At 41.8% G+C, this 16,593-nt stretch carries 7 protein-coding genes; 4 read left to right on the top strand and 3 right to left on the bottom strand.

Annotation, left to right across the window (positions count from 1 at the left end):
• Nucleotides 1-601: 601 nt before the first annotated feature.
• From FRX45_RS20920 to FRX45_RS20910, 3 genes are all read right to left on the bottom strand, one after another.
• Nucleotides 602-8,461: a PA14 domain-containing protein gene (locus FRX45_RS20920; protein WP_193311797.1), complete on the bottom strand. Its 7,860-nt coding sequence runs from the start codon at nucleotides 8,459-8,461 to the stop codon at nucleotides 602-604.
• A 260-nt stretch (nucleotides 8,462-8,721) separates the two neighbouring features.
• Nucleotides 8,722-9,837, bottom strand: coding sequence for a hypothetical protein (locus FRX45_RS20915; protein ID WP_152270437.1), 1,116 nt, complete (start codon nucleotides 9,835-9,837; stop codon nucleotides 8,722-8,724).
• A gap of 9 nt (nucleotides 9,838-9,846) precedes the next feature.
• Entirely contained in the window at nucleotides 9,847-12,312 is a 2,466-nt protein-coding gene (locus FRX45_RS20910) for a hypothetical protein (RefSeq protein ID WP_152270436.1), read from the bottom strand.
• Between the two features lie 820 nt (nucleotides 12,313-13,132).
• On the opposite strand from FRX45_RS20910, the gene FRX45_RS20905 reads away from it, so the two are divergent.
• From FRX45_RS20905 to FRX45_RS20890, 4 genes are all read left to right on the top strand, one after another.
• Nucleotides 13,133-13,441, top strand: coding sequence for a hypothetical protein (locus FRX45_RS20905; protein WP_152270435.1), 309 nt, complete (start codon nucleotides 13,133-13,135; stop codon nucleotides 13,439-13,441).
• A 471-nt stretch (nucleotides 13,442-13,912) separates the two neighbouring features.
• Complete coding sequence (trhA, locus tag FRX45_RS20900; RefSeq protein WP_152270434.1) at nucleotides 13,913-14,551, top strand: PAQR family membrane homeostasis protein TrhA; 639 nt, start codon at nucleotides 13,913-13,915, stop codon at nucleotides 14,549-14,551.
• Between the two features lie 318 nt (nucleotides 14,552-14,869).
• Nucleotides 14,870-16,090, top strand: a complete 1,221-nt coding sequence (locus FRX45_RS20895) for an MFS transporter (RefSeq protein WP_152270433.1) — start codon at nucleotides 14,870-14,872, stop codon at nucleotides 16,088-16,090.
• Between the two features lie 60 nt (nucleotides 16,091-16,150).
• Nucleotides 16,151-16,585 (top strand): type ISP restriction/modification enzyme, encoded by a 435-nt coding sequence (locus FRX45_RS20890; RefSeq protein ID WP_152270432.1) that lies wholly within the window; start codon nucleotides 16,151-16,153, stop codon nucleotides 16,583-16,585.
• Nucleotides 16,586-16,593: the final 8 nt, after the last annotated feature.

The raw sequence follows: 16,593 nt of genomic DNA, 5'->3' as shown, positions 1-16,593 counted from the left end.
TGGTGTTCCTTCGTTGGGTACCGATCACGCCATTTCCTCTCATTTTCAAATTATCTCTTCCGCCTCATCCCCGCCCGACTGAAGGCCGTTCGGGCGGGCTCTTATCCTTCTCCTCATGGTAAAGGACGGTGCTTTAGAATAATTCCAAACGATAGGTTCTACCACATCAACTAACCTCACCCTCTTTCCCTCTCCCCAAGGGTAGAGGGACGGTGCTGGAGAATAAGACCAAACATTTCGTTTTTTCACTTCAAACTATATATATCCAAGCCCTTTATCAATTACCCGCCGTCTGGCGCTTCTTCGTCGCATAAGGAAGCAACATTTCCCTTCATTTTCACATTCTTCCTTCCGCCTCATCCTCTTATCCTTCTCCTTACAGAGAAGGACGGTGCTGGAAAATAATTCCAAACGATAGGTTCTACCACATCTTCTTTAGAATATATCCATGTCCATTAGCGAATTTTAATCTTATTGCAGTATAGCACTTCCTTCGTCGCATGCTGACTGCAGCAATTCCCTCATTTTCAAATTTTAAAATTCTCACGCCAGCCTGCCGTCCGCCCGGATGACCCGGTCGGACGTGGCAGGTTTCCACATCCTATAACCCCAGTCCACTCCTGGTTTCTCTAATTGTTTTGATGCCTCGTTCCGTTTCTTTCTTCACTCTTACTAAAGATCCGTCATCATCATATTCATAAAATGTTGCGTAATTATTTTCATCCAGTTCACTCATCAGTCGCAGACTTACCGCATCATACACAAATGATTTCATACTGCCGTTGTATGGAAGAAAGCGCCAGTCATCGAAAAATATTTTCCCTGAATTGCCATTGTTGGCGGCTTCAAATTGAATTTCCATTTTTTTTGCTCCCTGCGGTATGGTAACCACTTCTTCTATTCGCTGCCATCCTTCAATAATATTCCCGTATGGCTTAAGTATATTGCGCGGTGAAAAATGATTACCCAATTCATCCGTATAATTAATTACAACAGACGCATTTTCATAATTATCACACCTGCAATCCTTTTGTTCTTTTACCCATGCACTTACTATATATTTATTCCCGGTGGAAGGCGCAAATTCATCATATACTATATTGGCAGAAGCTCCTGTACCCTCCCAACTGATACAGCGGGTTGTATTTTTAATAAGGGCCGCTTCTGCCGCGCTAACACTGTTGTGCAGGTTGGTAACAGGAATAATTTCAGGATTGGTCCTGTTGGGTTTCTTCCAGTTGAGCACTGCAAGTCCTTCACCCTCACCATCGGTATGTTCTATTCGTATTTTGTATAGTTTACCATGATGCATTTTAACCGGATCGCTGTAAAAGGATGTATTCCTTGCATTGTTAAAATATATAGGCTCATTAGGAAAAGCATTCAGTACCAGTTTATCATCTACCCATAATTTAAAAGAGTTATCGGCCGCCACACTAAACTGGTATATGCCTTCGGGGTCTGTATTACCGGCATTACGGCTTTTGCGAAGTGTAAGATATCCTTCCCATACTATTTTATAAAAATGCTGGTTCCTGGTTAACCCGAGTTTATTCCTCGTTGAACTTCTCCTGTCGTAATTAACATCTACTCTGTCTTTAAGAACCGGCGCAGAAGTACCTGTACTGTAATTATAAGCATCCAGCCCATAATTATCCTTCCAGTAATTGTAATTTTTATAAACGGTCGCTTTTAATCCCGCTCCGTTGCTCACCCGGGTGATTGTGCTGCGATATGCAGTATCTGATGCAAACTGAAGATAAGGAAGGGTCCTTACCCGCAAAGTATCTTCCAACAGAACCGGTATTTTTATATCGCTCCCCACAGGAAGACCCAGGCTAAACTTTCCGCTATGCGCTTCTTCATTGGTTATATAATTATTCAGCGCCTCAGTATGTATATGTTTTTGAATTGAACAGCCTTCATCACATTTGTTATTACTGTATGCATAATCTTCAAATCCATCAAATGCATGATCTGTATATTTTGCATTTTGTGTTACAGCCACCGGCAAACTTTCATTGTATCCATATTGCACGGCATTGTGTCTGCCTAAAGGATCTTTGTTTTCCGTTTCAAATCCTTTACGGTTAAATTGTGTGCTTTGCATATTCCATACCCAGCGAAGGGTATCGGTTGACGCATTTATTCCGTTTGAACCAAAGATCCAGAAAGGATCAAACGCGCTAACAGTACCATAAGTGCGGATATTGGTTTTGCCATCATCGCCGGATATTTCACTTTCTGTTCTGTTTTCAAAATAACTGTAAGCCCTTTCTAATCTCCAGTTACCGAGTATACCCCAACGGTAAGGATTGGTTGCGGTATCGGCAATCTGCGAAATACAAGTATCTATTGCAACTGTTTTTTCACAGTAAAAAGAATCGCATTCCTGTACAAGCCTTTCTCCATCGCTGCAGGAAATGTATTCAATGGTTAATTGCGGAGCTGTGGAACAGGGAATATTTAATTTGGCGCCGGCATCGTAGCCATCGGTTACATTGCTGCAACTGCTGCATTCGGGCAGAGTAAGCGCAGGAGCAACCAAAGCCGATCTATTTTGCTGAACCGCCAATGATTGATTGGTAAGTGTATTTTTGTTGCTAACCGGGCCGTATTGATTACAGCCATTTATATAATCCTGCGTATAACTGTTAACCGACCAAAAGCAAAGCTTATTAGCCCTCTTATCGTGGTGATTTGCTTTTATTCTAAACCAGCCGGGGCGCGAAGCTTTAGATAGTGACTCATTTACGAGGCTCTTTACATTTATAATATAATTGTTTTGTTTATCGGTTGCGAAAACCCTGGATGAGGAGCTACCCAGGTTATTTCCATTAAATATACTCCTTGTGTCCGCATCGTTGTCTCTTAATGCATTAAGATATACGTTATTTAATACGGTGTTTAAGTCCAATTGAATTTTAGCCTCGTTATCGTATTGCCCGCTATTGTGCGGATGTAATGCCTCATGATTCCTGTGATCCGCATATCCCCTGGTTTCTGTATGATCTCCCAGGTGAGGCTGAAGTTTAAGTTCAGCTTTTATTATAGTAGCATTCGCAGGCAGCATACTAAAATCAAATTTCATCCAGCTTTCCAATACATGCGCTTCTCTTCGGTCAAACCTCCGCTCAGGCGTATTTTCTGTACATTCAAAATAAGGGGTGTTAACAAAGGGGCGAATATCTTCATTGTCAATGCCACCCAATCTTTTTTGTTTAAAATCGCGGCTTATTGAAAATGTTTGATCCGGCAGGGGATTAAGTATTATTTTTTTCACCGCGTTTGTTCTTGTAGTAACCGTTACCGGTTGGTATCGCGCATCTTCCACTTTCCAGAAATCATTGTACGAAAGAGCTGAAGTATGAATCACTTTAGTAGCAGCATTCAACACCAATTTCCACTTTCCTGCTACCTGTTGCACAGGGTTCTGCAGGCTTACGATATTGCCTATACTGGTAGCGGCCATATTTCGTTTGCCGGAACGAAGTATTTGTAAATCGTTACCCGTTCCGGTAAAAAACCTTCCATCTTCATCAATAAAATACATGCCCGTCAATCCTTTGTTAAGGTGAATTTTAGAAGAATGTATGGCCCATAGTTTTTTAGCGGTGGTAGCACCCATAACGGGGTCGTTACAAATACCAAAACCCGTACATACATTTATGCCATTTTGCTCCGCCAGTCTTTCAAGTCCGTTAAATACTTTGATCTCATCACCGCTTTCAAAATATTTTTCAATAGCGGGATAGCCCGGGGCATTTATAATTTTTCCATTGCTGAAAGTGATATCATGAAAAACAGCAGCGATATTATTATAAGCCGCCCCCATACCGCTATAAGCCCAATGCGCGGGGTAATTGAACTGGTATACCGGATCATTGAATTCATTTTGAGTGCGGGTTAATAAAACATCGCCCGTTTCGCCATCGTATAAAAGATTTTCAGTGGTAACCAAACTGCCCTTCTCATATACCATTACTTTATCAATAATACCATAGCGCTGCACTACTTTGGTAATAGCGGCCGACCGGTAGCGGCTCATTTCAAAATGCGGCATCAGCCATGGAAATGGAATGGTTACAGGAATAGGGCCGGCCATAAACCCATCTATATTAAATTCAATACCTGCGCCCTGCGATTTGAATTCCTGCTCCCTCATATCAACCATCAGTTCAACATCTTTTCCCACCTGTGCCTGCATATTGATATGACCATTGGCCGAATCAACAACCGCCACAGTATTGAACAATCGTTTGAACTCCGCATTTTCTTGTTCCACTTTGTAATAGTATTTCGTATAAGCCAAAGGGTTATCCGGATCGTTTTCCGGATAAGAAGCTGAGCCTTTTGGTTTGCCATTCATATCGTTGGTTTCTATTTTAAAGCCCTGCGAAAAAGCCAGTGCTTTTTTTGAATACAGGTTCAAAATTTGCAGCAGGTTCTCCGAATTGTATTTTCTTTTTTCTAATGGCGTATGCTCCACTATAGTAGGAAAATCATAAGTGGTATAGAATTCCGATTCTTCATAACCATTTGCCGATTTCACATCTTTATAATGAATAGTATGTATCCTTACTTTACTATAGCCTACAGCGGCCGAAGGGAAAAAGGCTTCTCCCAGGGGATATTCAGAATACATATTATTAACAGGCGCCAGTGGTGCTATCTGCTCATTATACTCAATGGGTTCGCGAAAAGGATTCTCTTCATTACCAATACCGGGTTCGTAACTTGCCACACCGCTGCTTATGCGCATTTTAACGCCATTCATATCTTTTACAGTTGTATACACATATTCCTGCCCGTAAGTAGCATCCTGTTCGGCCCCTGCAGTCATTTTATTCCAGTTATCATAAATCGTTATCCGCTTAACTCTTAACCCATCGCCATATTTTTTATATTCAGGGTTATTCAGTCGTACAAAAGATTGTTCCGTATTTACCCTTTTCGCCCAGCCTCTTATCCTGGCCTGCACCGGGAATTTTAAAAACAATTCACTGATGCTGCCCATTACGGCAAATGTGGCCTTTACTAATGCCAGCGCATCGAAATCTCCGTTAAGGTCGGAACCCGGATAAGCTTTGGAAGGCAGATTAAGTCTTAAAACCTGCAACGCTGTTTTAGCCAACGGACTTGCATCTCCATCACCGGGCTTTAATATGTCCGTTCCTTTTATTTTGATCCAGGCAATACTATTGTCGGTGGTTAAGCCGTAATCTTCATATTGTGCATAGGTAGCTACCTGCTCATCACCACCTCCATATATATCAGAAGGCATTTGCACCCTGAGCCGGAAGTATAATGTGGAAGCTCCGGATAAATATTTCTGTAAAATTTCTTTTTTAATTCCGGCAGATGTTGTGGCGCTTATGGGTGAGGGTAATTTGATGAATATATACCGGTTATCCTTATACGCTTCTGTGGCCACGCCGTACAGAGCATTTGTTTTCCTGCCCAGGTCAGGGGAGCTACCAAAACCAATTATCCTGCACATTTGCATGGCTCTTTTATTTTGCACATAGGCATAATCGTCAGATTCATATTGTATATTCATTCGTCCGCCGGAAGGAAGCACGATATCGCTGAGCGTCCATGCGGCTGCACCCACGGCGGCTTTTGCACTGTCCCATTTGCCATTGTTGATTTCATTGCCATTTTGAAGCGTATAGGGATAATCGGCATTGCTCATTTGCGCCGGGTTGTTTCCGGCATCTTTATAATTGCCCCAGCGATCGAAACCTTTAGGGTCATATGCGGGATTGTAAGCTGCTTTGGGAATGCTATTGGGATCATTTGCATTCTGCGGGTGATACAGGAAAACATAAGGATTTTTTTGCCCCTTGTCATTCTTATTATAAGTAAACCAAATTTTTTTTAAGGTCAATTTTCCTTTGCCGGAAGAGGAGGAGGGTACACCCTGGCAAAGCTCATAATTGTATTCGAAATGAACAGTTTTAACGGGTTTGGCTGCATCATGGTTTTTGATATAGTCTGCCTTACTGTACAAATCAATTTGTTTAAGGTACCGGAGGGGCAGTTGCAGGTCTGTTCCCCCGTTTTCATCTTTTGATCCGTAAGCATCTTCCCTTAATTCTCCTTTTTGCGGATCATTGAGTGTAAAAGTGGCGATCATGGATTTCGATTCAAGCGAATGGAGATACCATATTTCTTTTTGTCCGTAGATATAGCTGCCTTTGTCATCGCTGTTATCCGTTTTCAATCCTTCATTGTATGTAGCATTATTTTGAGCAAAGGGTACACGCCAGCGAAACATATTATCATTGCCGTAGATCCTGCTGTAATTGAATTTTACGGCATCACCCATATCATCATCGGTTATACCATCGCCGGTTTTATCCGCATAATCTGCTGAAACAATTCCTGTAAGCAAAAAAGAATGTGCATAGGCCGGTATCTCTTCCGCCCCGTAAAAATTATCCTTCCCTTTTGTATTGCGGGTAGTATTATCCAATCCCGGTGAATATGCTACTAACCCGGTTTGTATATCAGCACCACTTTTGTCTACGCTAAAGCTCACATCTTTCTGCATCGTATTATAAACAGGCAGACCATACACATATCGCCTGCCATCTGCATTCAGCACGGTTATTTCAGAGAGATGATGCTTTTTTCGAAAAGATGCGGTACGAGTTTCCGTTGCTATTGTTTTGCAATTTTGAGGATCGGGGTCGTTGCAAACAGGCACATCACATTTGCCTGCAAAAAAAGTATTTACAGGATAGATGGATATTTTTTTATCTAAGCCAAACCATCCCGCATCAGCGGCAGTTAAGTAGCTGATCACCTGGCTTCGTTTATCCCTGTGGCGCTTTATAGTTTGCAGGGAGTCTATCTTAATTTCATTGCCATAAGGCAACAGGTTTTTATACCGTTGAATGAATGGCGAGAGTGTGGGATCATCGTTGGCGCTCATTACAGGCAATACCGGGTCTGTGTCACCCAATCTATCATAATAACTTTGCAGGTTAATGGTTTTTTCCGCAGGGTTCTTAAAATAAACGGACTCAAAACTACTATCGGCTTCTTTAAAAGGCAATTGTGTAGCCAGCAGGTTGCCTTCGGTCCAGGCGCTGTTAGCGGTTACAGCCGAATTCACACGCACATCGTAACCTGCATGCACAAGGTTACCTGCTCCCAGGTCTAAAGAGATGCTTCCGTCTAAACTTTTGGAACGAATATCTGCATCTCTCACATACCCAATATCTCCACGGTAAGGGCGGAACATACCACCTGTTCCTTCAGCAGTAATGCTATATACATCATAGGTATAATTTGGAATAGCAATATGCGGGGTAGGAGGAGTGGCCCGGTAAGTAAGTTCTTTCTCCCGGTTATAGTCCAACAATGCGTTTGAAATATTGCGGGCTTTTTGATAATACATATAACCAAAGGCCGGAAGCATTTGCTTTTTATCATCTTCGGCTATATATTGCCGTGAAAAAAAACCACCGAAGGAAACATTGGGGTGTGCGCCAAAAACTTCACCACCGGGTTTCAGATTAAAACTGAACTGGTAGCTGGTAAAGGGTATACTGGCAGACGGGGTATAGGCCTGGTGGGCGAATGAAATATTCACCAGATCACGTGAAGCGGTATAGGATGAAGCGCTATTAGCAGATATATTATTCTTATTATCATCTTTGTACTTAATCCTGCCCTTTGATGCAATGCTTAAAGACTGTAATCCGCTGCGGGTGCTGAATGATGAGCTGACGGAGTAGCCACTGGTTTGTATACCTGTAACTTCCGCATTTTTTCTTTTATATTCCAGTTCAAATGATGGCGCAATGCTTACCCCGCTTTGCGAATTGGATTGCAGTCCCAGACCAGCCGTAAAGGAACCCTTACTTCCAATAGATGACTGATAGCCCACAGAAGCGCCTGCCGAAAGTCCAATGCCTTTATAATTATTGTAGAACAAGGAGCCATTTAAACCAATATTGAAATTGTTTAATTCCAGTCCAAAAAGTTCCATTCCGAAAGCAATATTTCCACCCGCTGTCCAGTTGGGGCGCAGGGAATTTGTTTTTGTAACCACATCCTCCCCATTAAAGTCATCAGGTAATCCACGCATATTTCTTCCAATAGAACCTGGATTAATGTTCCATCCCAATCCTACCCAACTGGCTTCCTGATCCATAGTAATACCGCTGCGGTAATGAATATTAACAGCATAACCACCTGCATCAAGCAACGGTATGGAATAAGAGAAATCGCCACTAAACAGATCAACCAGGTTATTGCTGTTTACACTTTGAAAACTTTGCATTTCCGGTTGGCCCGGACCGGGACCTGAAAATGTATTTTTTCGTTCCCTTCTGTTCTTTATATCATTATTATTTTCCGATGGAAGATGCGAAATAGGAGCGGGAGTTGTTGTAGGATTTTTTACAATAGTATTACGTAACATATCATCCGGAAAAATCGCGGGCATGTACGAATTTACATCACGGTATGAATAAAATGTGTTAACCGAAACAGCAGTCCATTGAATTCCATACAGGGAACAACATAATTGTGAAAAGAATACCGACAATAATATAGCAGCGGCTCCCTTCCGGTGCCTGCTCAAAAACTGGTGGATCATTGATATGGTGTTTTTATAAGTTAGCTGTTCCCCTGAAACCCGACCCCGTAACCTAAAACTTGCCGTTGAACCCTGTAACTTGTACCCTGTAACTTGTACCCTGTAACCTATTCGTCCCTTACATACTTAAACTTCAGATTCCAAGTTTCTTTCCGGTTATTTATTACCTCAATTAAATACTGTTGTCCGCTTTTATATTTTCCAATGCCGTCTGTCTCCATTTCGATAAAATTTTGCCCGGGCTTCATACGAATCTCCCTGCTTTCTACTTCCATTTTTTGTTCGCCCTGCCATTCGTATACTGCTACCTTCACCAATGAATCGCCTGTTTCATTATTGTATTCAAATTTCATATTGCCCCGGCATATATAGGAATGCGCATCATAACCCCTTCCTAATTTCGGGTAGGCGTTAGCGTCAATTTCAATAATGGTGGAGTCTGTCTTAACTTTAAAACTCCATGCTTCCGTCTTTTGCGCGTATGCCTCACCGTTTCTGGCAATCACCTGCCACGCATAATGTTTACCCGGCTCTAATGATTGGGCAGACGAAGGATAAAGCAGGAAGGCTGTTGATAAATATCTGTCCATATAAACAGGTGTATTTTTTTGAATAGCGTCATATGCATTTTGCCCTTTTTTTATCTCAACCAGTAATATTTCATAATGCAATTGAGGAACCATAGCCGCAGGTGACGGTGGAAGCCATGTAAAACTGGGATAATGGCTTTCCACCCATGATGTATCGGCCGGTGTTATTAATTGTGGGGGCGCAAGCGGTTCTATTTCCACAGGCACACATTCTTTCAAAACAGGAAGCTCCGTTTTATTGTCGGTAGTAATTAGCGTATAACATACCATATATTTTCCGGTAATCAGCATTCCCGCCGCATTGCCGGTTAATGAGATATTCGACCCGGAGTAACTGTATTGTACCGGTTCCAGGTCGGATTCCTTTAATTGCTTTACACCCTTGGCAATTGTAATAGGCCCTGATATGCCCGTTAATATTTTTTGTCCCGAGTGCATATCAATCATCGTCATTTGCACCTGTGCGCTGATGCTATAATTGTAATTGCTGATGAGCAAAATATTCCAAAGCTGGTTTTTGTGCAATAGTCCGGCAGCAGGCAATTGCGGATTAATAAGTATTTGCCCGCTTGCAGCAATGGTTGTTAAGAAAATCACCCCAAAAATGAATACGCAAATGTTCAGGCTCCTCATATGCTGTATTTAAAATGTTTTGAAATAGATGATGCGGAACATATCATTTGGCAACAAGGTTTGCGACACTGCCGGTAAAAAGCCACGGTCGAACGAAATACTCACTTGCCCCGGTTTATTCAATTGCACCTGTGCATTGCCGTAATAACCCAATTTAGCAGGTTGCCCGTTCATCCCGTTCAACTTTAATCCTCCACCGGCTGTGAGCCATTTACTGATAGTGTATTGTATGCCCTCGTCTGCCGTAACCAGCTTATAATCCTGGCTGTAGCTGAGGGAAAGCATCGAGTTAAATGTATACCCCCGCCCTGCAATACTGTGATTAAACATCCAGGTACTGGCATTATAATATACGAAGTTTTGTTGGCCGGCATCGTTAAAGAATTTGCTGTACATGGCAGATACATGCATATTATACTGTTTTACCCTGTACATATAACTGGCTGTAGCCATGATCATATTAAAGCGGGTTTCCATCACTTCACTGCCCACTATGTTCAATTGCGAAGAAGGCATATAGCCTGCAGAAATTAGCGGCCATTTTTTCATGCGCAACGTTGCCTGGATGCTTTTAAAAATGGCATTGCTTTTATAATTATAAATGGTGTAAGGTGAATTGTATTCATTGTTTTTTACGGATGCCGTTACAAACAAGGTTCTTTTAAAGAAATACTGGTCGGCCCTTAGCTGCCAGGCGGAATACTGTGCATTGTAATTAAAAACCGTAAAGGATTGAAAGTTAAGTCCCATGCGTTTGTATTGCCCGTACATGCGGGTAGCGGTAGAAGGAATATTAGAAAACAACTGAATGGAATACGCTTCATTGCTGCGGTCAGACAATGCGGATGGCTTTGCTGAGCGACCACTGCCGGCAGGAAGGTTTTGTAAAGGAGCGTATTTCGGGTAGGAGGATTTAGCTATTTCCACAATAATATAATTGTGCTTGTTCAGGTAATACCTTCCTTCAAGAGTGATGCCCAGCACGGGATTCGTCAATGGTTCATTATTACCGGCAAAGCCCGGAGCCTGCTTGCTGCCCCTGTATGCGGTAAGTATTAAACTGTTGGCTTCTTTTTTCCCAATACCCGCTCTTACCAGGGTAAGCCATTGCCCTGGTACACGACTGCGGTTTGCAATAAAATCGCGGTAACGATAATCCACCGTGCCTGCGGCCACTGCATAATAGAACCGGTCATTGTAGACTGCATTTACACCTGTGACACTTATATTCTTTGCAGAAAGCTCAGAGTAATCAACCATACTACGACCAATGGAAAATCTTTTAATCGCCATCAGTTGTTTTACCCGGCGATAGGTGCTATTGCTGTCGAGCCCGTATTTTTTAACCAGGCTTTGCAATACAGCCGGGTCATCTGTTGCATCAACAAGTTGACGAACAGAATCCATTGCCTGCCGGGTTGATGTTTTTTCTTTGTTGTATTTTTCTTCCCATTGTTGCACTTCGTCTGAAACCTGTTTGTATTTTTCCTTCTTCTCCATATACTCCTTTAAATACGCAATTGCCTTTTCCTGCTTACCACTAAGCGCTGTTGTTGTAATGGAGGACATATCTTGTTTTTTTAGAACATTGAGTCTTTTTATATTACCGGAAAGCGCCGCGCCTTTGTGCATCCATTGTGTATAATCTGTACGCTCACTTACATATGACACTGCATTTTGCATTGTATCCTGTAAACAGATTTTTACGCTTTCTTCCAATATCTTCTTAGTGTATTCTGAAATATCCGTGTCGCTCATAATGGAGGCAACAGACTGGCGGCTATCCATCAATTGCTGGATCTGGCGCCCATCCTGCAGCCATTGACTGAGTTGTTGCTGTAAAGTGTATTTTTTTTGCAAACCGGCATACAGCAAACTATCCGTATTGCTTTTCCGTATTTGCTCCATCATCTTAGCCTTCAGTTTTTCCTTTAAACCAGATTGCCAGGCCTGCCCGTCAAATTCAATACTGGCGTCTATGTAGTTTTTAAAAAGCCAGGAATTGCTTTGCCGGGTATTGATATGGATAGCTACAGGCAATGTTTTTTTGATTGTGATATAAATGTTTGTACGGGCACTATGCTGCATAATATGATCGCCGGCGTATGGCGTATCCATAGCAGAACGATAAAAGAAATCATAGCTCACATCTCCGTGTATGCCCGGAATGGCATGAGACAAGACTGGTTCTTTAGAAATGACTGTTTGGGCTTGTACTGGTAAAGGCTGTGATTTGAAAATATGCTTCGAGTAATAATTTCCTTTGCAAACTCCGGCAATAAAAAGAAGATAATAAACAGTGCTGTCGCCTGCGTTGTAATATGCTTTAAAGGGAAGTATTAAACTATCTACTTTAGTATTATAAGTCGTTGGGAATAAATGAGGTGAGTTAGACAGTACATTGTTCAACTGCTGTGCAATGACGAGCATGGGGAACAGGCATAGCAAAAACAATATAGCTTTGGTGTTAGCCAAGGTGTTTTACAGGTGTGGTGTTAGCAACTAAGTTTCAAGACTAAGCTAAAATAAAGATTTATAAATCGCAAATTAATTTTATTGTTTTTTTGAAAAAATAATTTTTTATCTCTTCCGGAAGTCAGATGAACAATTGTTGTTAAGCTACCATGGGTAAGGATTGTAAGGTTATAGTATGAGTGAATAGCAATCCAACAAAAAGTCTTTTTTTATTTATGTCAGCCTTGGCGCAAGAATGAGGCATAGGAAAAGAGCGAGGGTTTCTTGTGCAGTGGCATCTAAAAAATGGTGAATTTAGAGACGCTGTTTTAATATAATAATCAACCTGATTGTATATTTTACTTTACTAAGCCTGAGGATTGGAAATATAGTAGCGTTCATGATTTTTGTGGATGAAAGGATTAATTGATTTAAAATATGGTTCATAAACATAGCACAAGAAGGCCGGGCTACAAGTTATGCCTCATTCTTGCGCCAAACAGGGGGATGCCCTAATTAATTGTTGATATTTATATTGTAATACATGGCAATAAAACTACCAGAAATACTAAGAAAACTATAGAAAATTTTAGTTAAGAATAATTATTCTTTTAATGAGGGTTTATCAAAAACTGAGATTAAGGCACAATTTGAGAATATTAATATAGTTGCATCAAATGAAATTGTAGATGTTTATAGTTGGAAGAATGGGCTAAATGACCAAGGATTAGAAACCAGTTTGGAGTTATTTCCACTTGGGAATTTTTTTTCTTTGCAAGGAGGTATTCAAATTTATCAGTATTATGTAGGAAACAATTATTGGTCAGCTAAATTATTTCCCATGTTCGGTGCAGGAAATAGCGAGTTTTTTTTAATCGACTGTGATCCACTTTCAAAGCAATACGAAAGGATCTTCTTTTTTTCCTTCACTAGTGGTTTTACAAATACTCCAGTTTCATACTACGACAACATACAAACACTTTTTCTGAGTGTTACAAAATGCTATGATGAGAATGCATATTATTTTGAAAATGCTGATGATCCCTATTTTTCGATTGATCGTTTGAAAGAAATTTCAATAAACGATAAATATAATCCAAACTCAATTTATTGGAAACTTATTAATCAACCAGGCGCTACAGGTCCGTAAAATTTTACGAATAAGCTATTGAAGCTATAAATCTGATGCTGGCGCAGGTCCATAGCGTTGGCGTTGCAAGTTAGCCGAACTCTTGCCATCGAGTTACTTGATTTACAAAACAAAAAAAGAAGCTTGGTCATTGCCGGGCTTCGTTCTCCGCAGAGTCTCAACTCAAAGCCATGTGTGTTGGCTGGACTCTGCGGTAGGCAGAGAATCAAAGCCAAAAGCTTAACTCGTGTAATATAAGCGTAGGGCAAGAAGTGCAGAAGGTTTGTAAGGTATCCCACCGTCTAAGTACATCCCCCAAGCTGGCGCATGCCTTGTAGGGTAGCCAAGCGAATGAGGCAAACCCTTGCGAAGCCGGGCAGGTTGCTCGAATATCTTATTTTTCTTATTTCACGAAGCCCCTTCCGCGCAACTCAAATACCCTAACTTTGCAACCATTACCATCATCTTTACCACGCTACCCAAAATATACATATGCAAACCACAGATCCGCAGGTGCGGATAAAACAGGAACTGGTTAACAGCATCATACACGGATTCGGTATCCTCTTCGGCATTGTTTGTATTCCCATCCTCATTGCTATGGCAACCAAAAGCGAAAATACACCCGGCATTATCGGCGCTGCCATTTACGGCTTTTGCTTTTTAATGGTGTTTACTTTTTCTACATTGTACCACGGCTTTCAGCACCCTCAAACCAAAGAGGTATTGCAGATCCTCGATCATATCAGTATTTATTTTCTCATCGCAGGAACCTATACGCCCTTTTTGCTCATCTATATGAACAATACATTTGGCATTACATTGCTATCGGTATTGTGGGCGCTAACGGCATTGGGTACGGTATACAAAATATTCTATACCGGCCGGTGGAATAAATTGTCCACTTTTATATACCTGGCCATGGGCTGGATAATGGTAACCGGCGGACGAACATTTTTTGTAGCCCTGCCGCAACCGGTGCTGATCATGCTTCTTATCGGCGGCGTATTGTATAGCCTGGGTGTTGTTTTTTACCTGTGGGATAAATATACCTATAACCATGCCGTGTGGCATTTTTTTGTGCTGGCAGCAGCCATTTGTCATTATGTAGCCATTTTGCTGGCGGTGTAATAGCACCATGGAAATCCCAAATGCAGCAGCGCCTCTAAGTAATACATTCTATTCAGTTATACTGTTTTCCTTTAACAATTTACTGTGGACTTTGATGCATTATAATATTTTAAATCATTACCGCGATTAAAAATATTATAAACAGCTAAAAGTCTTTGCTGAAGCGGATTCTGCTCCCTCTCCGCGAGGAGAGGGCTGGGGTGAGGCGATAAAATGAAATTCAACTGCTTATTAACCTTTGTCGGACAATAATATTTAAAATCAGATGCAAGTAAATCCGGAAGCGCTAATTTTGCACCCTCAAAGAATTCAGTCAATATGAAACGCAATGAAGCAACGGGCATAGCCGTGAGCATAGAGCAGGCAGCGCAGCAAACTGTTTTTCCCATACTTTTCGCCATTAGTTTTTCGCATCTTTTAAACGATACCATCCAATCCATTATCCCTGCCATATACCCGCAGCTCAAAGATGCATTCTCTTTGAATTTTGTGCAAATAGGATTGATAACGCTCACCTTTCAGCTCACCGCATCGTTGCTGCAACCCTTAGTGGGACTGTATACCGACAAAAAGCCACAACCGTTTTCCTTGGCCTCCGGCATGACTTTTACTTTAACAGGACTGGTATTGCTTGCAAGCGTAGAAAGCTTTCATGGGGTATTGCTATCCGTTGCACTGATTGGCGTGGGCTCCTCTGTTTTTCATCCCGAAGCATCCAAGGTAGCCTATATGGCGGCGGGCCACCGGCGCGGGCTGGCCCAATCAATTTTCCAGGTGGGCGGTAATGCAGGTTCTGCTATTGGTCCTTTGCTTGCGGCCTTCATTATTCTTCCGCACGGCAGGCACAGTATTTCATGGTTTTCGATTATCGCCTTGCTGGCCATTTTTGTATTGTGGAGGGTAGGCCTGTGGTATAGTGCCAGTTACCTGCACATTGCCAAAAAAACGAGGAGCGCCGCTATCCCGCACCAGCTCTCAAAAAATAAAGTAACCGGTTCCATTGTCATACTCCTGCTGCTGATCTTTTCCAAGTATTTTTATATGGCCGGCATCAGCTCTTATTTTACTTTTTATGTAATAGATAAATTTGATGTAAGCATACAGCAATCGCAGATATACCTGTTTGTGTTTCTGGCTGCAGTGGCTGCAGGCACACTTGCAGGTGGCCCTATTGGCGACAGGATCGGCCGCAAATACGTGATCTGGGGCTCCATACTGGGCGTGGCGCCTTTTTCACTCGCACTGCCTTATGCTAATCTTTTCTGGACGGGTATCCTTATCTTCATTATTGGCGTAATACTCGCTTCCGCATTTTCAGCCATCCTCGTGTATGCGCAGGAGTTATTACCGGGCAAAGTGGGTATGGTATCGGGTTTGTTCTTTGGTTTTGCATTTGGTATGGGAGGTATAGGATCGGCGCTGCTGGGCAAGCTGGCCGATATAACCAGTATTGAATATGTATACAAAGTATGTTCCTTTTTACCCCTGATCGGGCTGCTTACGGGTTTCCTTCCTGATCTGAAACAGCGGAAGCTGTAAGGAATTGCCTGGTACATTTTAGAAGTGGGGATATTTATCAGAAAAGCAAATGATTTCAATATGGAAGATCTATATCAACAGGGGTTTCCTGTACCGTCATTGTTTGTAAATCCTCCTGCGGATGCTGTACTGTATACAGAAATGTATATTGATTTTGCCAGGAAGGCCGTATCTGCCATTGACCCTGGAATTATTCAAAGAATAGCTGCTAACATACAATTGAGCTTTGTACCCGAAAAGGAAAAAGAAAGTGAAGTATGTTTTATCAATAGTGAAGAAGTGCGCCCGGAATTCAAACTCAGCTTCGCACCGGTTGACTTATCGGATTACATCTTAGCTGTACTGCACCATTCATATAATGCCCGGCATAAACCAATACCGGAAACCGGTCGTATGAGCATACCTTATCCTAAAGACGCGGTTGGCTTTTGGAAATTGGTTAAGCTGGGAGAAAAATTAAGACATGATCAGGATTTAAAAATTTTGCCAGAATAAAACACATC

It is taken from the genome of Agriterribacter humi (genome assembly GCF_009192765.1).
In the GTDB taxonomy this organism is placed as follows: Bacteria; Bacteroidota; Bacteroidia; order Chitinophagales; family Chitinophagaceae; genus Agriterribacter; species Agriterribacter humi.
The sequence above is the reverse complement of the archived record's forward strand: the minus strand, read 5'-3'. Positions and strand labels throughout refer to the sequence as shown.